Origin of the sequence: Pseudaquabacterium pictum (assembly GCF_005403045.1) — a bacterium.
Taxonomy (GTDB): domain Bacteria; phylum Pseudomonadota; class Gammaproteobacteria; order Burkholderiales; family Burkholderiaceae_C; genus Pseudaquabacterium; species Pseudaquabacterium pictum.
This window is the reverse complement of record NZ_BJCL01000002.1, coordinates 541,256-561,392: the sequence shown is the minus strand read 5'-3', so window position 1 is coordinate 561,392 and position 20,137 is coordinate 541,256. Positions and strand designations below refer to the sequence as shown.

17 protein-coding genes are annotated in these 20,137 nt (G+C 72.8%); 10 read left to right on the top strand and 7 right to left on the bottom strand.

Annotated elements, in window-relative coordinates; all coding sequences use genetic code 11:
- Positions 1–22: 22 nt before the first annotated feature.
- Positions 23–2,821 (top strand): ATP-binding protein, encoded by a 2,799-nt coding sequence (locus FFT10_RS06575; RefSeq protein ID WP_137731969.1) that lies wholly within the window; start codon positions 23–25, stop codon positions 2,819–2,821.
- Here FFT10_RS06575 and FFT10_RS28115 read toward each other — a convergent pair whose 3' ends face one another.
- Complete coding sequence (locus FFT10_RS28115) at positions 2,822–3,646, bottom strand: PEP-CTERM sorting domain-containing protein (RefSeq protein ID WP_228026978.1); 825 nt, start codon at positions 3,644–3,646, stop codon at positions 2,822–2,824.
- A 202-nt stretch (positions 3,647–3,848) separates the two neighbouring features.
- On the opposite strand from FFT10_RS28115, the gene FFT10_RS06565 reads away from it, so the two are divergent.
- A complete protein-coding gene (locus FFT10_RS06565; protein WP_137731968.1) occupies positions 3,849–5,075 on the top strand; it encodes a glycosyltransferase in 1,227 nt (408 codons plus the stop codon).
- A gap of 1 nt (position 5,076) precedes the next feature.
- On the opposite strand, the gene FFT10_RS06560 is transcribed toward FFT10_RS06565, so the two are convergent.
- Positions 5,077–7,128, bottom strand: coding sequence for a M3 family metallopeptidase (locus tag FFT10_RS06560; RefSeq protein WP_137731967.1), 2,052 nt, complete (start codon positions 7,126–7,128; stop codon positions 5,077–5,079).
- A gap of 231 nt (positions 7,129–7,359) precedes the next feature.
- On the opposite strand from FFT10_RS06560, the gene FFT10_RS06555 reads away from it, so the two are divergent.
- On the top strand, positions 7,360–9,213 hold the full coding sequence (locus FFT10_RS06555; RefSeq protein ID WP_162520708.1) for a hybrid sensor histidine kinase/response regulator: 1,854 nt from the start codon (positions 7,360–7,362) through the stop codon (positions 9,211–9,213).
- 9 nt (positions 9,214–9,222) lie between these two features.
- On the opposite strand, the gene FFT10_RS06550 is transcribed toward FFT10_RS06555, so the two are convergent.
- Positions 9,223–9,888 (bottom strand): N-acyl amino acid synthase FeeM domain-containing protein, encoded by a 666-nt coding sequence (locus FFT10_RS06550; protein ID WP_137731965.1) that lies wholly within the window; start codon positions 9,886–9,888, stop codon positions 9,223–9,225.
- Positions 9,889–10,020: 132 nt separating this feature from the next.
- On the opposite strand from FFT10_RS06550, the gene lspA reads away from it, so the two are divergent.
- The 5 genes from lspA to FFT10_RS06525 are packed head-to-tail and all read left to right on the top strand — an operon-like array spanning position 10,021 to position 14,230.
- Positions 10,021–10,581 (top strand): signal peptidase II, encoded by a 561-nt coding sequence (lspA, locus tag FFT10_RS06545; protein WP_174246082.1) that lies wholly within the window; start codon positions 10,021–10,023, stop codon positions 10,579–10,581.
- Positions 10,582–10,638: 57 nt separating this feature from the next.
- On the top strand, positions 10,639–11,463 hold the full coding sequence (locus tag FFT10_RS06540) for a DUF2189 domain-containing protein (protein ID WP_137731964.1): 825 nt from the start codon (positions 10,639–10,641) through the stop codon (positions 11,461–11,463).
- Between the two features lie 11 nt (positions 11,464–11,474).
- Positions 11,475–12,968 (top strand): hybrid sensor histidine kinase/response regulator, encoded by a 1,494-nt coding sequence (locus FFT10_RS06535; protein WP_137731963.1) that lies wholly within the window; start codon positions 11,475–11,477, stop codon positions 12,966–12,968.
- A gap of 28 nt (positions 12,969–12,996) precedes the next feature.
- Positions 12,997–13,788 carry a S1 family peptidase gene (locus tag FFT10_RS06530; protein WP_228026977.1) on the top strand — a complete coding sequence of 264 codons (792 nt, stop codon included), beginning with the start codon at positions 12,997–12,999 and terminating at the stop codon, positions 13,786–13,788.
- Positions 13,789–13,813: 25 nt separating this feature from the next.
- Positions 13,814–14,230, top strand: a complete 417-nt coding sequence (locus FFT10_RS06525; protein WP_137731962.1) for a cupin domain-containing protein — start codon at positions 13,814–13,816, stop codon at positions 14,228–14,230.
- On the opposite strand, the gene FFT10_RS06520 is transcribed toward FFT10_RS06525, so the two are convergent.
- From FFT10_RS06520 to FFT10_RS06510, 3 genes are all read right to left on the bottom strand, one after another.
- Entirely contained in the window at positions 14,215–15,372 is a 1,158-nt protein-coding gene (locus FFT10_RS06520; RefSeq protein WP_174246081.1) for an alpha-hydroxy acid oxidase, read from the bottom strand. The genes FFT10_RS06525 and FFT10_RS06520 overlap by 16 nt on opposite strands.
- Before the next feature lie 116 nt (positions 15,373–15,488).
- Positions 15,489–16,421, bottom strand: a complete 933-nt coding sequence (locus FFT10_RS06515; protein ID WP_137731960.1) for a LysR substrate-binding domain-containing protein — start codon at positions 16,419–16,421, stop codon at positions 15,489–15,491.
- A 26-nt stretch (positions 16,422–16,447) separates the two neighbouring features.
- Positions 16,448–16,924 carry a hemerythrin domain-containing protein gene (locus tag FFT10_RS06510; RefSeq protein ID WP_137731959.1) on the bottom strand — a complete coding sequence of 159 codons (477 nt, stop codon included), beginning with the start codon at positions 16,922–16,924 and terminating at the stop codon, positions 16,448–16,450.
- A 105-nt stretch (positions 16,925–17,029) separates the two neighbouring features.
- Here FFT10_RS06510 and FFT10_RS06505 point away from each other — a divergent pair, with 105 nt between their 5' ends.
- Positions 17,030–17,440, top strand: coding sequence for a YbaN family protein (locus tag FFT10_RS06505; protein WP_162854848.1), 411 nt, complete (start codon positions 17,030–17,032; stop codon positions 17,438–17,440).
- A gap of 40 nt (positions 17,441–17,480) precedes the next feature.
- On the opposite strand, the gene dinB is transcribed toward FFT10_RS06505, so the two are convergent.
- The gene (gene dinB / locus FFT10_RS06500; protein WP_137731958.1) at positions 17,481–18,626 is read right to left on the bottom strand and encodes a DNA polymerase IV; all 1,146 of its coding nucleotides are present in this window, start codon (positions 18,624–18,626) and stop codon (positions 17,481–17,483) included.
- Positions 18,627–18,850: 224 nt separating this feature from the next.
- On the opposite strand from dinB, the gene FFT10_RS06495 reads away from it, so the two are divergent.
- Entirely contained in the window at positions 18,851–20,074 is a 1,224-nt protein-coding gene (locus FFT10_RS06495; RefSeq protein ID WP_137731957.1) for a DUF5666 domain-containing protein, read from the top strand.
- The last annotated feature ends 63 nt before the right edge of the window (positions 20,075–20,137 follow it).

Genomic DNA, 20,137 nt, shown 5'->3' with positions numbered 1-20,137 from the left:
CGGCGCACGGCATGATGGCGGGATGTCCGAGATCCGCGCACTGCTGCTGACCGACGTTGTCGCGAGCACCCGCCTGTCCGAACGCCTGGGCGATGCTGCGATGGCTGCGGTCTGGGCCGCCCATGACCGCGCTGCCCGCGACCTGCTGCCGCTGCACGGCGGCCGCGAGATCGACAAGACCGACGGCATGCTGCTGATGTTCCACCGCGCGGCCGATGCCGTGGCCTATGCGCTGGCCTACCACCGCGCGCTGGCCACGCTGCCGGTGCCGCTGCAGGCCCGCGCCGGCCTGCATGTGGGTGCGGTGGTGCTGCGCGAGAACAGCGCCGCCGATGTCGCCCGCGGCGCCAAACCGCTGGAGGTGGACGGCTTGGCCAAGCCCATGGCCGCGCGGGTGATGTCGCTCGCCGGCGGCGGCCAGACACTGCTGACACCCGAGGCAGTGGCCGATCTGGGCGAGGACCATCCCTGGCCGCTGCAGAGCCACGGCCACTGGGTGATGAAGGGCGTCAGCGCGCCGACCGAGCTGTTCGAGATCGGCGAGGACGCCGCCCGCTTCACCACGCCCGAAGGCAGCGACAAGGTGCACCGCGTGGTGCGCAGCGGCGACCGCTGGCTGCCGGTGGCCGACATCCCGAACAACCTGCCGCAGCACCCCACGGCCTTCATCGGCCGCGAGCGCGAACTGCGCGAGCTGAAGGCCAAGCTGGCCGCCGGTGCCCGCCTGGTCACGCTGCTGGGCATGGGCGGCCTGGGCAAGACGCGGCTGTCGCTGCAGGTGGCGTCGGAAACGCTGTTCGCCTACCCCGACGGCGCCTGGTTCGTCGACCTGACGGCGGTGCGCGACGCGGCCCTGGTGGTCAGCGAGACCGCCCGTGCGCTGGACATCGCCGAAGAGCCCGGCCGGCCATTGCTCGACACCCTGTGCGCCCAGCTGCGCCAGCGCCGCACGCTGCTGGTCTTCGACAACTGCGAGCACCTGGTCGAGCCGGCGGGCGATCTGGTCTATGCACTGCTCAAAGCGGCACCGCAGCTGAAGGTGCTGGCCTCCAGCCGCGAACTGCTCGACGTGCCCGGCGAGCAGAGCTATCCGGTCCAGCCGTTGCCGCTGCCCAACCGCGGCGATGGCGTGCAGGCGCTGCAGCGCTCCACCGCGGCGCGGCTGTTCATCGACCGGGTGCTGGCCCACCGGCCCGACTACGCACTGGGCGATGAGGACGCCGCCGACGTGGCCGACCTGGTGGTGCGGCTGGAGGGCATCCCGCTGGCCATCGAGCTGGCCGCCGCCCGCATGCGCACCATGGAGGTGGCCGAGATCAACGAGGGCCTGCGCCGCCGCTTCGAGCTGCTGACCGGCGGCAGCCGCCGCCTGCAGGCCCGCCAGCAGACGCTGCGCGGCCTGGTCGACTGGTCCTACGACATGCTGGCCGCGGCCGAGCGCACCGTGTTCGACCGGCTGGCGGTGTTCGTCGGCGGCTTCGATGCCGAGGCGGCGCTGGCGGTGTGCGCTGCCGAGCCGGTGGCCGACGACGCGGTGCCGGGGCTGGTGCAGTCGCTGGTGGACAAGTCACTGGTGATGCGCGAGACCACCACCGACGGCGAGCGCCTGCGCATGCTGGACACGCTGCGCGACTACGCGGCCGAGAAGCTTCAGGCCGCGCCCGATGCACCGGCCGTGGCCGCCCGCCACTGCGACCATTTCTTTGCCGTCTCCCGGGACGGCAGCCGCGGCCTGCAGGGCGCCGACCAGGCGAAATGGCTGCGCCGCTTCGAGGCCGAGACCGACAACCTGCGTGCCGCCCGGGCGCTGGCCGTGGCCGGCGGCGCCGATCCGGTGCTGGCGGCCAAGCTCAGCGTCAACCTGCTGGGCTTCTGGCTGCTGCGCGGCCGCGCCAGCGAGGGCCGTGCCGCGGTGGCCGAGGCGCTGGCCCTGCCCGCCGTGCAGGCCTCTGATCTGGCGCATGGCTGGGTGCTGTACGCCGGCGCCGGCCTGGCCGGCGCCCAGGGCGCCCATGCCGAGGCGCTGCGCCTGCTGGAGCAGTGCCTGGTCATCCGCCGCCGGCTGGGCCATCCGATCCAGATCGCCGCCACGCTGTCCACCCTGGCGCTCACCCGGCTGCAGACCGGCGATGTCGCCGGCGCCGCGGTCGGCGAGCAGGAAGCGCTGGCGCTGTTCCGCGAACATGGCGACCAGGTCGGCGAAGCGATCTCGCGGCTGCACCTGGGGCAGATCGCGCTGCAGGCCGGTGACGACGCCGCGGCGGCAGCTGAATTCGCCGCCGCCGGCGCGCTGGCCCATGCCATCGGCCACCACGAGGTGGAGGGCGAGAGCGCGCTGATGCAGGGCCAGCTGGCCTGGCTGGCCGGCGACCTGGATGGCGCGGTGCAGCAGATCGAGGCGTCGCTGGCGATCTGCCGCGCCGCCGAGGACAAGCGCGGCGAGGCCGACGCGCTGCACTGGCTGGGCAAGGCGGATCTGGCCGCCGGCCGGCTCGATGCCGCCCGCCCGCGGCTGGCCGAGGCGCTGCGCGCCTTCCGCGACTTCGAGATGAACGAGGGGCTGCTCGACAGCCTGGAAGACCATGCCGCGCTGCATGCGGCCGGTGGCGCAGCCGAGCGCGCGGCGGAACTGGCGGCGGCGGCCACCCAAGCCCGCCACCGGCTGGCGCTGCCGCGGCCGCTGCGGCTGGCCGTCCACTGGCAAGGCCTGCTCGACCGGCTGCGCGGAGCGCTGGGGGATGACCGCTACGACGCGTCCTGGCAACGCGGCCGGCGGCTGGAGACCGCCGAGGCCGTCACGCTGGCGATGGCCGGTGGCTGATCAGGGCGCGCTGCGCCGGCGCCGCACACCCGCCAACGCAGCCAACGCCAGGCCGGCCAGGGCCAGCGAGCCGGGTTCGGGCACCCGGGTGAAGGTGGGAACGGCGCCTGGCACGTCGGCGCGGGCCTGTCGGAGGCAGTCCACCCCGCCGATCGTTCCGCCGCTGAACGCTGGACAGTTGCTCTCGTACAGGAACACCGGATCCGGCCCGTCGTAGGCGACGCCTTCCCCCTCTCCGACCAGCCCGGTGAATCCCAGCGGCAGGTAGGTGGAGACCCATTCCAGTGCCCAGTGCTTGTCGTCGAACGGGCCGAAGGTGCCGAACAGCGACGGGGTGTCCACACCCGCCAGCTCGTTGCGGCCTGTCAGCGGATTGAAGGCGACATAGATGCCGACGATGTGTGCCGACATGCCGTAGCCCGCAATCCAGTCGGGCGAAGCTTCCGAAAAGTCGAAGGTCTGCTCCAGCACGGTGGTGTTGTCGGTGTACGAGCCGTTCGAGTCCTTGGTGTCGCTTGCGTACTTGCGCAGCGTCAGGCTGCCGCCGGTGAGCACGACGGTGCCGCAGCTGTTGTAGAAGTTGAAGCCGCCGCCGTCGTCGTAGCCAAAGCCGCTGAAGCCGTTGGCGCTGTGCCAGCCCGAGGTGCTCAGGCAGGCTTCGTCGACAGCGAACTGGTGCGTGCCTTCGAAGCCGTAGACATCACCGCGGGGATCAAACGTCCCGGTGTAGATGGCCCGTGCATGGGCCTCGCCCAGGCCCATCGGGCCGCCGGCCAGGGTGATCAGGATGGCCGCGGCGGCCGTGGCGAACGGGGGTTTCAGCATGACGAGCTCCAGGAGGCCGGTGGCGCGGGGTTGCATCGCGCGCAGATCTGCAACTTAAAGCAAAAAAAGTGCCAAATTTGACGATTGCAGCCAAGTGCCTGTCAGCCAACGGCGATCGCAGCCAGGCCCCGGCTGCGGCGGGTTCCGGTGTCAAGCCAGCCGACGGCGGGCGCCGTGCACGCGCTCCCTACAATGCCGCCGCATGGCGCGGGTGCTGTTCGTCTGGGAGGTGGGTGCCGACTACGGCCACCTGATGCGGCTGGCCGTGCTGGGGCGTGAACTGGCGCGCCGCGGCCACACGCCGGTGCTGGCGTTGCGCAGCCTCACCCATGTGCAGGACCTGCTGGCCGACGCGCCCTTCACCGTGCTGCAGGCGCCGTTGTGGACCGGCGCGGTCAGCGGCCTGCCGCCGCCGCTGGGGCCGGCCGAGACGCTGCTGCGCATCGGCTTCCTGCACCCATCCGCGCTGGCTGGCCTGGTGCGGGCCTGGCGGGCGCTGGTCGGCCTGGTGCAGCCCGACCTGCTGGTGCTGGACTTCGCGCCCACCGCGCTGCTGGCCACCCGCGGCCTGCGCCTGCCGCGGGTGCTGCTGGGCGACACCTTCGCGCTGCCGCCGCGGCAGGTGCCGCTGCCGGCCTACCGCTGGTGGCGGCCGGAACCAGCATTGCGGCTGGCCGAACCGGAACGCCACGCGCTGGATGGCGCCAATGCCGTGCTGGCCCAGCTGGGCGAGCCGCCGCTGGCCCGGCTGGCTGACCTGTACGACGCCGACGAGACCATCGCCACCGCCCATGCCGAGTTCGACCAGTACCCCGGCCGCGACGCCGCCGCCGAGCGCTTGCACTACTGGGGCGTGCTGCCCGGCCTGGACACCGGCGTGGCGCCCGACTGGCCGCGGGTGGAGGGCCCGCGGGTGTTCGCCTACCTGAAGCCGCGTTCGCGCGACTTCGACGCCGTGCTCGACGCGCTGAAGGCGCTGCCGGTGTCGGTGGCCCTGCACGCGCCGGGCCTGTCGGTGGCGGCCCAGCGCCGGCACCTGGCGGCCAACCTGCACTTCCACGCCCAGCCGCTGCGCATGGCCGATGTGCTGCGCGAGGCCGCCTTCGGTCTCTGCCATGCCGGCGCCAACACCACCCAGGCGCTGGTCACCGCCGGCATCCCGGCCCTGCTGCTGCCCGAGCATGTGGAGCAGATGATGACGGCCAGGCGGGCCGCCGAAGCGGGCGCGGCGCTGGTGGTGGACCACGAGAAGCCGCCGCCGCAGTTCAAGCGCTTGCTGCAGCGCCTGCTGACCGAGCCCGGCTTCACCGCCGCCGCCCGGGCGGTGCAGGCCCGCCATGCGGACGACGACCCCGCGCAGCGCGCGCCGCGCATCGTCGACCGGCTGCTGCAGTGGCTGCCGGGCGGCGGCGCGGCGCCGGCCGCCTGAGTCAGTCGATCAGCCCGCGCTCGCGCAGCATCGGCGCCACGCCGGCATCCCGGCCGCGGAAGGCGCGGTAGGCGGCACCTGGCTCCACGCTGTCGCCGCGGCTGTAGATCTCGGCCTTCAGCCGCGCGGCCACGGCCGGGTCGAAGGCGTCGCCGGCCTCGACGAAGGCCTGCCAGGCGTCGGCCTCCAGCACCTCGGCCCACAGGTAGACGTAGTAGCCGGCGGCGTAGCCGTCACCGGCGAACAGGTGCTGGAAGTGCGGCATGCGGTGGGCGATGCCGGTGTCGGCCGGCAGGCCGCGTGCGGCCAGGGTCTCGGCTTCGAACTGTTCGACATCGTCCGGCGGCGTGCTGCGCTGGTGGGCGGCCAGGTCGAGGATGGCGCTGGCGACATAGCGCACCGTGTCGTAGCCCTGGCCGAAGCGGCGTGCCGCGGCGATCTTGTCGAGCAGGGCCTCGGGGATGGGCTCGCCGGTCTGCCAGTGGCAGGCGTGGCGCCGCAGCACCGCGCGCTCCTGGCCCCAGTGCTCGAACAGCTGCGACGGCAGCTCGACAAAGTCGCGCAGCACCCGGGTGCCCGACAGCCGCTCGTAGCCCACGTCGCTCAGCAGGCCGTGCAGGCCGTGGCCGAACTCGTGGAACAGGGTGCGCACGTCGTCGGGCGACAGCAGCGTGGGCGTGCCCGGTTCGCCGCGGGCGAAGTTGTTGTTGTTCAGCACCACCGGCAGGCTGGGCGTGCCGTCGGCGCTGTTGCGGTGCTGCACCGCCAGCGTGCTCATCCAGGCGCCGCTGCGCTTGGCCGGGCGGGAGAAGTTGTCCTGCAGGAACAGCCCGATCGGCGTGCCGGCCGCGTCATCGACCTGGTAGACCGCCACATCCGGGTGGTAGCCGGCCAGGTCGGTGCGCGGGGTGAAGCGCAGGCCGAACAGCCGCTGCGCGCATTCCAGCGCCGCGGCCACCATCGCCGGCAGCGGGAAGTAGGGCTTGAGCTCGGCATCGTCCAGCGCAAAGCGGGCCTGGCGGACCTGCTCGGACCAGTAGCGCCAGTCCCAGGCTTCCAGCGGCTCGGTGGCGCCGGCGGCGGCCATGGCCTCGCGCAGCATCGCGCGCTCCTTGTCCAGCGCGGGCAGGGCGCGCTGCCAGACGTCGTCCAGCAGCGCCCACACCCGGTCGGGCGTGCCGGCCATGGTGTCGCCCAGCTTGAAATCGGCATAGCTGGCGCAGCCCATCAGCGCCGCCTGGCGCTGGCGCAGTGCCAGGATCTGCCGGGCCAGCGGCCGGTTGTCGTGCGCGCCGGCATGGGCGCCGCGGCTGACCCAGGCCCGCCAGGCCTGCTCGCGCAGGTCGCGCCGGCGCGAGAAGCCCAGGAACGACAGGATCAGCGAGCGGCCCAGCGTGATCACCGGCTGCGGCAGGCCGCGCTCGGCCGCGGCCTGGCGGGCGGCGGCGCGCACGAACTCCGGCAGACCGTCCATCGCCGCCTCGTCGGGCAGCGGCAGGGTGAAGGCGTTCTCGTCGTGCAGCAGGTTCTGCGCGAACCGGGTGTTCAGCTCGGCCAGCTGGCCCAGGATGGTGGCGTACTCGGCCCGCGCCGCGGGCGCCAGCTGCGCGCCGTGGGTGGTGAAGTCGCGGTGGGTGCGTTCGACCAGGCGCACCTGCTCGGCGCTCAGCCCCTGCTGGTGGCGGGCCTGGTGCACGGCGTCGATGCGCTGGAACAGCGCCGCATCCTGGTAGACCGCGCTGAAGTGCGCCGCCAGGGGGGCGGCCAGTTCACGCTGCAGCGCCTGCAGCGCCGGCGTGGTGGCCGAGGCCGCCAGGTTGTAGAACACCGGCAGCACCCGGCCGAGCAGGCGGCCGCAGCGGTCGAAGGCGGCCACGGTGTTGTGGAAATCGGGCGCGGCGGGCTGGGCAGCCAGGATGGCCAGCTCGTCGCGGTGCAGCTGCATGCCACGCTCGATGGCCGGACGGAAGTCATCCACCCCGATGCGGGCGAAGTCGGGCAGCGTCAACGGCTGGTCGCCGTCGATCAGCAGGGCGTTGGTGGTGGCATCCATCGGTGGGGGCGGCGCTTGGCGGGTGCAGGGGCGCCGATGATGCCACCACGCCGCAGGCATGGAATTGCAAGCAGACGTTTCCGCAGCCGCTGCCAGCGGCCCGCATGCTGCCGCGGCTTCGGGTTCGCCCGCATACTTCGCTCCCATACAAGAACAACGCCCGAAGCGGGCCGGCGTCGCGGCGGAGGCCGGGCGCGCTGCCCCCCGTCTGCTGCAGGGAGCTGCACTGTCATGTTGCGATCACTCTGGTCAGGCCAGTCCGTCCTCGAGCGCGCCGCGCACGAGATCGGCCTGCGCCTGCAACCCGCGCACCGCGTGCAGATCGCGCATGAGCAGACCCGCATGGTGCTGCTGCACACCCGCCTGGGCACGCTGGCAGCCACCGCCTTCGCCCTGGTGCTGGCCTGGTACCTGCACGGCAAGCTGCAGCCCGGGCTGCCGCAGGAGCTGCTGACCGCCTGGGTGGCGGTGAAGCTGCTGGTGGCCGGCGCGCGCATGGTGCTGGCCGCGGCCTGGTCGGCACATGGCGGCGGGGGTGACTCGGCCGGCCGCTGGCAGGCGGCGATGTTGGGCCTGCTGGCGCTGGACGGTGCGGTCTGGGGCGCCCTCGGCTGGGCCATGATGGGCCAGAGCGTGCCGATGGTGGCGCTGATGGTGGCCGTGCTCGACGGCGTCAGCTGCATCGCCACCTTCGGCCTGCAGGTGCGGCTGGCGGCCACCGCGGCCTATGTGCTGCCGATCCTGCTGCCGCTGGTGGTGGGCCTGGCGCAGCGCGACGACGACATCGCCCACATGGCCGCCGCCGGCCAGCTGGTGCTGGCGGTGCTGCTGCTGGCCACCGCCCGCGCCACGTCGCAGCGCCTGACCACCGGCATGCTGCTGCGCCTGCAGGCCGATGCACTGGCCGCCGAGAAGGATGCGGCGCTGCGCCTGGCGCATGAGCAGAGCGCCGAGCGCAAGCGCTTCCTGGCCAAGGTCAGCCATGAGCTGCGCACGCCGCTGCACGGCATGCTGGGCCTCACCCGCCTGCTGCACCTGGAGGCGCGCGACCCCACGCTGAGCCACCGGCTGGAGCTGATCGAGAGCTCCGGCACCCAGCTGCTGGGGCTGATCAACGACCTGCTGGAGGTCTCGCGCATCGATGCTGGGCACTTCGCGCTGAAGGTCGACAGCTTCGACCTGGCCGCGCTGCTGGACCAGCAGGCCGAGCTGTTCGCGCTGCGTGCCGCTGACAAGGGCCTGCACTTCTCGCTGCAGATGCAGCTGCCGAGGCCCTGCTGGGTGCGTGGCGACGCCGCTCGGCTGCGCCAGGTGCTGAACAACCTGCTGGGCAATGCGGTGAAGTTCACCCGCAGCGGGTCGATCACGCTGCAGGCCTGGCCCGGCTCCCGGCCGGAATGGGTGGGCCTGTCGGTGGCCGACACCGGCGAGGGCATCGGCCCGGCCGAGCTGGCCCGCATCTTCCAGCCCTTCCACCAGGTGGCGTCCAGCGGCGCGCCGGGCACCGGCAGCGCTGCGGCCACCACCGACGGTGTCGGCCTGGGGCTGACCATCGCCCGCGAGATCGCCATCGCCATGGGCAGCGACATCCGCGTGCGCAGCGTGCCGGGCCAGGGCTCGGTGTTCAGCTTCGAGGCGCTGCTGCCGCCGGTGTCCGCCAGCACGGATGCCCGGGCCGCGCCGCCGGTGGCGCAGCGCCTGCCGCGCCTGGTGCTGGTGGCCGAGGACGACGAGGTGAATGCGCTGATCGTCGGCGCCTACCTCGACAGCCTGGGCGTGCGCTACGAGCGGGTGGCCGACGGCAAGCAGGCGGTGAGCCGCGCGCTGCGCGAGACCGACCGGCCCGAGCTGGTGCTGATGGACTGCCGCATGCCGGTGATGGACGGCCTGGCCGCCACCGCCGACATCCGCCGCCAGGAGCGCACCCTGGGCCTGCTGCGCCTGCCCATCGTGGCGCTGACCGCCACCGCCACCGACACCGACCGCCAGGCCTGCCTGGACGTGGGCATGGACGACGTCATCGCCAAGCCCTTCACGCCGGTGCAGCTGGCCGACGCACTGCGCCAGGCCGGCCGCGCAGCCTGACGCCGCGGCTCAGGCGGCCAGGGCCAGCGCAGCGGGCGCCGGCGCCGGCTCGGCCAGCAGCTGCAGATCGGGGTGCCAGGTCTCGACCATGAAGCTGTAGAGCGCATGGCGGGCGCTGTGCCAGCGGCGCTCGGCCCCCACCACGTCGAAGGCCAGCACATGGTGCGGCAGGTTGCCGGCATGGGCCAGCGGCACCGGGCCGCTGTCGTCCAGCGCGTCGGTGAAGCCCAGGCCGCGGTAGATGCGCACCAGCGCTGGGCTGCGCGCGCCGATCACCAGCAGCCGCACCTGGCTGGCCACGGCGGCCAGGTAGCAGGCCTTGACCAGCATCGGCCGCACCAGGCTGGAGGCACCCGGGGCGATGGCCAGGCGGGTGATCTCGGCCCGCGGCAGCGCCGCCAGCGCCGGCGGCAGCGCCAGGCTGGTTTCGATCGGCAGCTGGCGCGGGTGGTTGCGCTGGATGCGGGCGCTGCCGATGGCGCGGCCGCTGGCCTTGTCGCGGCACAGCAGCACGGTGGTGCCGGGCGCGGTGTCGGCCGCATCGGGCAGGGCCATGGTCTGCGCCAGGCCGGGCAGGTGGTGGCCGTAGGCCTCGGCGCGCAGCGTGGCCAGGTCGGCCAGGTCGGTGGCCGGGTTGGCGATGCGGACGGTGAAATCGAGGTGGGCGGTGGTCATGGCGGCAGTGGGTGGAACAGCGATTTCCCAGCGTGCCGCGTGTGCGGCCAGCATGATCGGCGGAACAAGCGGCGTTTTGTCGACAGAAGCGCACCGCTACCATTGGCGCCCCTGCACCCACCAAGCCCTTGCATGCCCGCTGCCAAGTCGTCCACCCGCGCCGCCGTGCGGCCCGCCCCCGCCCGCGGCCGCGCCGCGGCGCCGTCGATGGGCCTGTGGCTGGGCCTGGCCCTGCTCATCATCGTGGCCGACCAGCTCACCAAGACGCTGGTGGCCAGCCGCTTTGCGCTGGGCGACAGCGTCACCATCACCGGCTGGTTCAACCTGGTGCGGGCGCACAACCCGGGCGCGGCCTTCTCCTTTTTGGCCGATGCCTCGGGCTGGCAGCGCTGGTTCTTCGTCGGTCTGGGCGCGGTGGCCTCGGCCTTCATCGTCTGGATGCTGCGCCGCCATCCCGGCGAGCGGCTGTTCTGCCTGGCCATCAGCCTGATCCTGGGCGGTGCGGTGGGCAATGTGATCGACCGCCTGCTGCACGGCCATGTGATCGACTTTCTGCAGTTCCACTGGCCGTTCCTGGCGCCGCTGTTCCCCGGCGGCTACTTCCCCAGCTTCAACATCGCCGATGCGGCCATCACCGCCGGCGCCATCGGCCTGATCCTGGACGAGCTGCTGCGGGTGCGCCGCGCGCGCTGAGCGCCGCGGGACTGCCCGCATGGCGCCGCCACCCGGCTGGCGCTACCCTGGCAGGCCATGCAACCCTCGTCGCCTGAATCCGCCACGCTGGCCGAGCCCAGCCCGACCGAGGGCAGCCCGGCCGGCACCGAGGCCGAGCGCAGCACCTTGCTGCTGCCGCTGCGGCCGCTGGGCTTCGCCGATCCGCTGCGCTGGCTGGCCGCCGGCTGGCGGGATTTCATCCGCTGCCCGGGCATCGGCCTGTTCTACGGCGGCTGCTTCATGGCCATGGGCTGGCTGCTGATGACGGTGTTCCAGCATGCGCCGGCCTATGTGCTGGCGCTGTCGGCCGGCTTCCTGCTGACCGGCCCGTTCTTCTGCCTGGGTCTCTACCAGGCCAGCCGCCACCTCGAGCGCGGCGAGACGCCCGACCTGGGCGATTCCCTGCTGGCCTGGGACCAGCGCACCGGCACGCTGGCGATCTTCGGCTTCGTGCTGCTGGTGCTGGAGATGCTGTGGGGCCGCGCCTCGCTGATCGTCTTCGCCGTCAGCTTCGACGGCATGCCCGATTTCAAGGGCTCGCTGGTGGCCCTGCTCGACCCCGAGAACCTGCAGTTCATCATCGCCTACCTGCTGGTGGGCGGCTTCTTCGCCGGGCTGATCTTCGCCGTCAGCGTGGTGTCGATCCCGATGATCCTCGACCGCCCGGTCGACGCCATCACCGCCGGGCTGACCAGCCTGCGCCTGGTGCTGACCCAGCCGGCGGTGCTGCTGTGGTGGGGCGCGCTGATCACCGCCATCGTGGTGCTGGCGATGCTGCCGTGGTTCGCCGGCCTGCTGGTGGCCGGTCCGGTGGTCGGCCATGCCTCGTGGCATGCCTACCGGGCGGCAGTGGGCGACTAGCGCCTGCCACCATGGCGGCGGCCGCCTTGCTGTCCTGGGGCGATCTGCGCCACTACGCCTGGCTGCAGGTGCCGATGTGGGTGTTCGACGTCGACCGCATGCGGGTGCCCTGGGCCAACGAGGCCGGCGTGGCCTTCTGGCGCGCGTCGGATCTGCAGCGCCTGCAGGCGCGCGACTTCGCCGATGCGTCCACCGCCACCCGCGCCCGGCTGCAGGCCAGCATGCAGCAGCATGCCGCCGGCCGCGTGCTGCGCGAGACCTGGACGCTCTACCCGCTGGGCCAGCCCCTGAGCACCGCGCTGCTGTCGCGCGGGCTGCACCTGGCCGACGGGCGCCAGGCCATCCTGTTCTGCTCGGAGCCGCTGGCGGCCAGCTATGACGCCGACATGCTGCGCGGCATCGAGGCGCTGCAGCACACGCCGGTGCGGGTGCTGCTCCACCAGCTCGACAGCACCGACGCGGTGATGCGCAACCCGGCCGCCATCGAGGCCTTCGGCCCGCTCGACGACCGCCCCGGCGCCAGCCCGCTGGCCGCGCTGTTTGCCGATGCAGCCGACGCCGAGGCGCTGCTGGCCGCCGTGCGTGCCGGCCACACCCATGCCGGCGATGCCCTGCTGCTGACCAGCCAGGGGCCCTGCTGGCATGCGCTGGACGCCCGCAGCGCGCGCGACCCGGTCAGCGGCGATGTGCTGCTGCTGGTCAATGCCCGCGACATCAGCGACCTGAAGGCCGCCCACACCGCGCTGGAGCTGGCCCGCGATGCCGCCGAGGCGGCCAACCGCGCCAAGACCACCTTCCTGGCCAACATGAGCCACGAGATCCGCACGCCGATGAACGGCGTGCTGGGCCTCACCGAGATCCTGCTGGCCAGCCGGCTGGACGAGCGCCAGCGCCACCACCTGCAGCTGGTGCAGCAGTCGGCCCAGACGCTGATGCAGATCATCAACGACCTGCTCGACATCTCCCGCATCGAGGCCGACAAGATGACGCTGCGGCCCGCGCCGCTGCGCCTGCGCGATGCCCTGCACGACAGCCTGGCGCCGCTGCAGCTGCAGGCCGGGCAGCGCGGCCTGGCGCTGGACTGGCAGGTGGCGCCCGAGGTGCCCGACACCGTGCTGGCCGATGGCCTGCGCTGGTGCCAGGTGCTGCTGAACCTGGCCGGCAATGCGCTGAAGTTCACCCATGCCGGCCGCATCGACGTGCACCTGGCCTGTGCCGGCGAGGACAGCGCCGGCCTGCAGCTGGCCTGCCGCGTCACCGACACCGGCATCGGCATGACCGACGCCGAGCTGTCGCAGGTGTTCGAGCCCTTCGTGCAGGCCGACGACAGCATCACCCGCCGCTACGGCGGCACCGGCCTGGGCCTGTCGATCGCCCGCCACCTGGTGCGGCTGATGGGCGGCGAGCTGGAGGCCGGCAGCCAGCCGGGGCAGGGCAGCTGCTTCCGCTTCACCGTGCCGGTGCAGCGCGTTGCCGCGCCCCCGGCACCGCAGCAGGCACACTGAGCCACCCGCCACCCGAGCCGCCCACACCGTGCCACTGCCAACTGTCCATCTTCCCGCGCGCCGCGCGTTGCTGCTGGCCGGCCTGGCCTGGGCCACGGCCACGGCGCCGGCCCGCGCCGGCCTGCCCGAAGTGGTGGCCGCCGCCCGGCCGGCGGTGGTGGCCATCGGCGTGTTCGATCCGCTGGCCAGTCCGCGCTTCACGTTCCGCGGCACCGGCTTCGGCGTGGGCGACGGCCGGCTGGTGGCCACCAACGCCCACGTGCTGCCCGACGATCCGCAGGCGCTGGCTCAACTGGCCCTGCTGCCCGCCGGCGCCCCGCGCACCGGCAACGAGGCGCAGCTGCCGGTGCGCAAGCTGGTGGTGGTGTCGGTCGACCGCCTGCGGGACCTCGCCGTGCTGCGGCTGGAGGGCCCGCCGCTGCCCACGCTGACGCTGGCCACGCAGCCGGCGCGCGAAGGCCAGGCGGTGGCGCTGATCGGCTTCCCGCTGGGCGGGCTGCTGGGCTTTTCGCCGGTCACCCACCGCGGCATCGTCGCGTCGATCGCGCCGTTTGCGCTGCCGCCGCCCGATGCCGCCCGGCTGGATGCGGCTGCCGTGGCCCGGCTGCGCCAGCCGCCGTTCGACATCTACCAGCTCGATGCGACCGCCTATCCCGGCAACAGCGGCGGCCCGCTGCTCGATGCCGAGACCGGCCAGGTGCTGGGCCTGGTGAACATGGTGCTGGTGAAGAACGGGCGCGAGAGCCTGCTCAGTTCCCCCTCGGGCATCAGCTACGCCATCCCGGTCAGCCACCTGCGCGCGCTGATCGACCGCCCCTGACGCCACCCCCGCCGGAGACCCGCCGATGCCCACCGCCAGCCGCTTTGCCGTCAGCCATGCCCGCGATGCCCGGTTCACCCGCGGGCTGCGGGCGTTCTTCGAGTACCGCGATCTGGGCATCCACGCCGCCACCGATGGCCGGGTGGTGGCGCATGTGATCCGCGCCGCCGACGGCGCCGACTTCGCCAGCCAGCCGCACCTGCACCGCACCAGCTTCCAGCTGGTCTATGTGCTGCAGGGCTGGATCGCGTTCGAATACGAAGGCCAGGGTGCCGTGCGGCTGGAGGCCGGCAGCTGCGTGCACCAGCCGCCCGGCATCCGCCACCGCGAGCTGGGCCACAGCGACGACCTGGAACTGCTGGAGATCGTGATGCCGGGCGACTTCGCGACCGAGCTGGTCGACAGCGTTGAAGAAGGTGATGCCGCTCAGGCCACGGGGTAGGTGCCCGGCAGCAGGATGCGGGTGTCGACGTTCTGGATGTCGGTGTGGCCGCAGAAGGCCATGGTGATGTCCAGCTCCTTGTGCAGGATCTGCAGCGCCTTGGTGACACCGGCCTCGCCCATCGCGCCCAGGCCGTAGACCATCGCGCGGCCGATCATCGTGCCGCGGGCGCCCAGGGCCCAGGCCTTCAGCACGTCCTGGCCCATGCGGATGCCGCCGTCCATCCACACCTCGATCTGGCTGCCCACCGCCGCCACGATGGCCGGCAGCGCGCTGATGCTGCTGGGCGCGCCGTCGAGCTGGCGGCCGCCGTGGTTGCTGACGACGATGGCATCGGCACCGCTCTGCACCGCCAGCTGCGCGTCTTCCACGTCCATGATGCCCTTGAGGATCAGCTTGCCGCCCCACTGCTGCTTGACCCACTTCACATCGTCCCAGTTCAGCCGCGGGTCGAACTGCTCGTTGGTCCAGGCGGCCAGGCTGCTCATGTCGGACACGCCCTTCACATGGCCCACCAGGTTGCCGAAGCTGCGCCGGCGCGTGCCGGCCATGCCTAGGCACCAGCGCGGCTTGGTCATCAGGTTGACGATGTTCTTCAGCGTCGGCCGCGGTGGCGCGGTCAGGCCGTTCTTCAGATCCTTGTGGCGCTGGCCGATCACCTGCAGGTCCAGCGTCAGCACCAGGGCGCTGCACTTGGCGGCCTTGCAGCGGTCGATCATGCGGGCCATGGCCTCGCGGTCGCGCATCATGTAGAGCTGGAAGATGAACGGCGCGCTGGTGTGTTGAGCGATGTCCTCGATCGAGCAGATGCTCATCGTGCTCAGCGTGAACGGGATGCCGAACTTCTCGGCCGCGCGGGCGGCGTGGATCTCGCCGTCGGCATGCTGCATGCCGGTCAGACCCACCGGGGCGATGACCACCGGCATCTTGGCCGGGATGCTGCCCACCAGGGTGGTGGCGGTGCTGCGGTTCTCCATGTTCACCGCCACCCGCTGGCGCAGCTGGATGCCCTGGAAGTCGGCGGCGTTGGCGCGGTAGGTGCCTTCGGTCCAGCTGCCAGAGTCGGCATAGTCGTAGAACATGCGCGGCACGCGCTTCTCGGCCAGCTGGCGCAGGTCTTCGATGGTGGTGATCACGGGCACGGGGGTCTCCTGGTGTTCTGACGGCCGGCGCATCGTAGCGGCCCGCCTGCCGCGCCGGGGAGGTGACGCCGGAAAGCTGGGCCGGCCTGGGCGGAAGCTTGTTCCGGCCGGCAGCATCAGCGCCGCAGCGCCGCCAGGCCCTCGGTGGCCGCGGCCTGGCCCACGTCCACCAGCCAGCGGCCGAACTCGGCCGCCAGGCCGCCGCCGGCCACCGGCAGGTGCAGGTACTGGTGGGCCGGCCGGGCCGTCAGCGCGAACAGCGGCACCAGGCTGCCGTCCGCCAGCCAGCGCCGGGCCAGCGCCGGCCGCGCCAGGGCCACACCCTGGCCGCCCAGCGCGGCCTCCAGCGTCAGGCCCAGGTCGACCAGGCGTGGGCCCTGGTCGGGCTCCGGCCAGGGCAGGCCGGCGGCACGGAACCACGGCGCCCAGGGTTCCACCGGCGTGCGAAGCAGCGGCAGGCGGGCCAGATCGGCCGGCGTGGCCGCGGCGGCGGGCCAGTCCAGCCGCTGCAGCAGGGCGGGCGCGGCCACCGGCAGCACCACGTCGTGCATCAGCACCGTGCCGCCCAGGGCCTGCGGGTCGCCATGGCGCACCGCCACATCGGCCTGGGCGGCGCTGTGGTCGGGGTTGTCCAGGAAGGGGATGGACAGCACCACCTCCAGGTCGACGCCGGGGTGGGCACGGCTGAAGTCCTCCAGCGCCGGCACCAGCACCAGGCGGGCGAAGGTGGGCGGTGCGCTGATGCGCAGCCGGCGGGCGCGGGCATGGGGCCGCTGGTGCTGCGGCATCTGCGCCAGCAGGGCCAGCGCCGCCCGCACCGGCGGCAGGTAATCCAGGCAGGCGGGCGTGGGCTGCAGCGCGCGGCCGTTGCGGATGAACAGCGGTGTGCCCAGCAGGTCTTCCACCGCCGCCACGCGCTTGGCCACCGCGCTGGCGGTGATGGCCAGCACTGCGGCGGCACGCTCGAAGCTGCCCAGGCGGGCGGCGGCGTCGACCGCGCGCAGGCCGTCCAGGCTGGGCAGGCGCAGATCGCTGGCGCGGTCTGCCATCGGCAGCTGTGGCGGCTGGTGGCTGGTCAGCTGCAGCTGCTGCCGCCGCAGCCGCTCTGGGCCTCGGCCGGCAGGGCGCGGGCGCACTGGCCGGTGGCGGGGTCGAACTGCAGGCTTTCCAGGTGCTGTGCCAGGGCGGCATCCATGCTCTGCGCGTGCTGCGGGAACCAGGTCGCCAGCTCGCCCACCGCCAGGCGCAGCGGCTCGAAATCACCACCTTCGCGGGCCCGCTTGACACATTCCTGCATCACCGCCAGCACGGCCTGGTGCTGGTAGGCATGGCAGTTGGCCGGGGCGAAGCCGGTGGCAGCCATCCAGCGGTCTTCCTGCGCGAAATGCTCCACCGTGTGCAGCGTGAGCAGGTCGAACGCCTGCAGCAGGTCGGCATCGGGGCCGGGCAGGGCGGTGGCGCAGGCGGCCAGCAGGTCCACGAACTCTTCATGGGTGCGGTCCATCTGGGCGTTGTTCAGCGCGAGGGATTCGTTCCAGGTCAGCGCGGTCATGGCGTTGTCGGGGTCAGTCTCGGAAGGCTGGAGCGTAACCCGGCCGCGCGTGGCGGGTCTGCGCGAGGTCAAAGCGTGGCGGGCCGCGCAGCTAGCATGCAGGCGATGCACCGGCCCGATGACGCCTTCCCTGCGCCTGCGCGCCCGCTGTGGCAGCGCATGCTGTGGGGCACGGCCGGTGTGCTGGCGTTGGCCGCTGGCATTGTCGGCATCTTCCTGCCGCTGCTGCCCACCACGCCCTTCGTGCTGCTGGCGGCGTTCTGCTTCTCGCGTGGCAGCGCCCGGCTGGACGCCTGGCTGCTGGCGCATCCGCGCTTCGGCCCGCTGATCGCCGACTGGCGCAGCCGCCACGCCATGCCGCTGCGGGCCAAGCAGCTGGCATGGGTCATGATGGCCGTGGGCAGCGCCTGGGCGGCCTGGGTGCTGCCGCTGCGCTGGTGCTGGCTGCCGGCGCTGTGCTGCCTGGCGGTGGGCCTCTGGATGTGGCGCTTGCCCACGTCAGCGCCGCGGCGCTGACGCTTGCAACCCTCCAGCGCCGCGGCGCTGACCGCGCTGGTCAGGTCAGCCCCGGCGCCCGCTGCAGCGTGCCCACCCGCACGCCCAGCAGGCGGATGCGCCGCGTCAGATCCACCCGCTTCAGGCACAGGCCGGCGGCCAGGCGGATGGTGGCGGCCTCGGCGGTGGGCAGGTCCACCGTCATGTCGCGGGTCACCGTCTTGAAGTCCTCGAAGCGCAGCTTGATGCCGATGGTGCGGCCCTGGTAGCCCTTGCGCTGCAGGTCGGCGGCCACCTGTTCGGCCAGCCGGGTGAAGATCGTGCCCAGCTCGGCCTTGTCGCGGCGGGCATGCAGGTCGCGGTCGAAGGTGGTTTCGCGGCTCATGCTGACCGGCTCGCTGTGGGTCACCACCGGGCGGTCGTCGACGCCGTGGCTGGCATCGTGCAGCCAAACGCCGTGGTGCGCGCCGAAGTGCTGCACCAGCCAGGCGCGGTCTTTCGCCGCGATGTCGCCGATGGTGCTGATGCCCAGCGCCTCCAGCCTGGCGCCGGCCTTGGGGCCGATGCCGTTGATGCGCCGCGCCGGCAGCGGCCAGATGCGCTGCGGGATGTCGGCCCGGGTCAGCAGGGTCAGGCCGTCGGGCTTGTCCAGGTCGCTGGCGATCTTGGAGAGCAGCTTGTTCGGCGTCACGCCGATGCTGCAGCTCAGCCCGGTGGCGCGCCGCACGTTGTTCTTCAGGTCCAGCGCGATGGCGCGCACGCCGCCGTTGGGATCGTGCGCCACCGCTTCCTGCGCACCGGGCAGCTCGCTCAGGTCGATGTAGATCTCGTCGATGCCGCGGTCCTCGATCAGCGGCGCCAGCTCGGCCACCGCGGCCTTGAAGCGGCGTGAGTAGGCCCGGTACTGCTCGAAGTCGGTGGGCAGCAGCACGGCCTGCGGCGCCCGCAGCGCCGCCTTCATCAGGCCCATGCCGCTGTGCACGCCGAGATCACGCGCCGGGTAGGTGGCGGTGGTGATGACGCCGCGGCCGGCATAGCCGGCCAGTGTGGCGAAGCGGCGCGTGCCATCGGCCAGCTGCTCGGGCTGGTGGCGCCGGCCGCCGCCGATGACCACCGGCATGCCCTTCAGTTCCGGGTAACGCAGCAGCTCCACCGAGGCATAGAACGCATCCATGTCCAGGTGGGCGATCCAGCGGCGCGGCGGCATCGTCAGTCCCGCGCGGCCGTTCCGGAAGGACTGACAGCCCCCTCGGGGGGCAGCGAGCGCAGAGAGCGTGGGGACGCCATGCCCGGATTGTGCGGCGCCGCAAGACGGCGCCCGGTCCGCAGGCCGCGCTTGCGAATCGTCACACATCGCTGTTTCATAAAATGTGCAAGTTGCACATATGATGCAAACACACGGGCTTCACGCCCGGTTGACGGAGACCCACCATGCACCCCATTCACCACCTGTTTGCCCCCCACCGCGGCCTGCTCGCTGCGGCCTTGTCGGCCCTGCTGCTGGTCACCGCCTGCGGCGGCGGCGGCGATGCCAGCACCGCATCCGACACCACGCCGTCCACCACCACGCCGTCCACCACCACGGCGGCCTTCACCCAGGGCACGATCACCGGCTTCGGCTCGGTGATCGTCAACGGCGTGCGCTTCGACGACAGCGCCAGCACCGTCACCGACGACAGCGGCACCGTGCGGACCGTGAGCGCGCTGCGCCTGGGCATGCGGGTGGAGATCGACAGCAGCGCGATCGACAGCGCCAGCGCCACCGCCCGCGCCCATGCGGTGCGCTTCGGCGGCGAGGTCACCGGCCCGGTGGAGGCGGTGGACGCCGCCGCCGGCACGCTGACGGTGCTGGGCCAGGGCGTGGACGTGACCGGCACCACGGTGTTCGACGACAGCCTGGCCGGCGGCCTGGCGGCGGTGGTCAGCGGCGCGGTGGTGGAGGTGCACGGCCTGCTCGACAGCGCCACCGGCCGCATCGTGGCCACCCGCATCGAGCGGGAAGACAGCCCCACCAGCTACAAGCTGCGCGGCACGGTCAGCGCGCTGGACAGCACGGCCAGGACCTTCCGCATCGGCGGCGCCAGCATCAGCTACGCCGCCGTCACCACCGTGCCCGCCACGCTGGCCGATGGCGTGAGCCTGCGGGTCACGCTGGCCACCACGGCGGTGGCCGGCGTCTGGCAGGCGCAGTCGCTGGGCGCCAAGGTGCGCAGCACCACCACCGCGGCCCAGGCCCATGTGCGCGGCGCCATCACCGCCTTCACCTCGGCCACCGCCTTCAGCATCGACGGCATTCCGGTCGATGCCAGCGCCGCCAGCTTCCCCGACGGCAGCGCCGGCCTGGCCCTGGGCGTGCAGGTGGAAGTGCAGGGCACGCTGACCAACGGCACGCTGGTCGCCAGCAAGGTGGCGCTGGAGAGCCGCCACCGCGGTGACGACGACCGCCAGTTCCGCCTGCACGGCAGCATCACGTCGGTGGATGCCACGGCCAGGACCTTCGTGCTGCGTGGCATCACCGTCAGCTTCGGCGACGGCGTCATCTTCTCCAATGGCACTGCCGCCGGCCTGGTGGTGGGCGCCAAGGTGGAAGTGCGCGGCACGGTGGGCAGCAGCCGCACCACGCTGGCGGCGGTGCGGATCAAGTTCGAGTCCTGACCGGCCGCCGAGCCCGGGTCCGCCGCCGGCGGCCCGGGCCTGCCGCGTACCATCCAGCCCGCA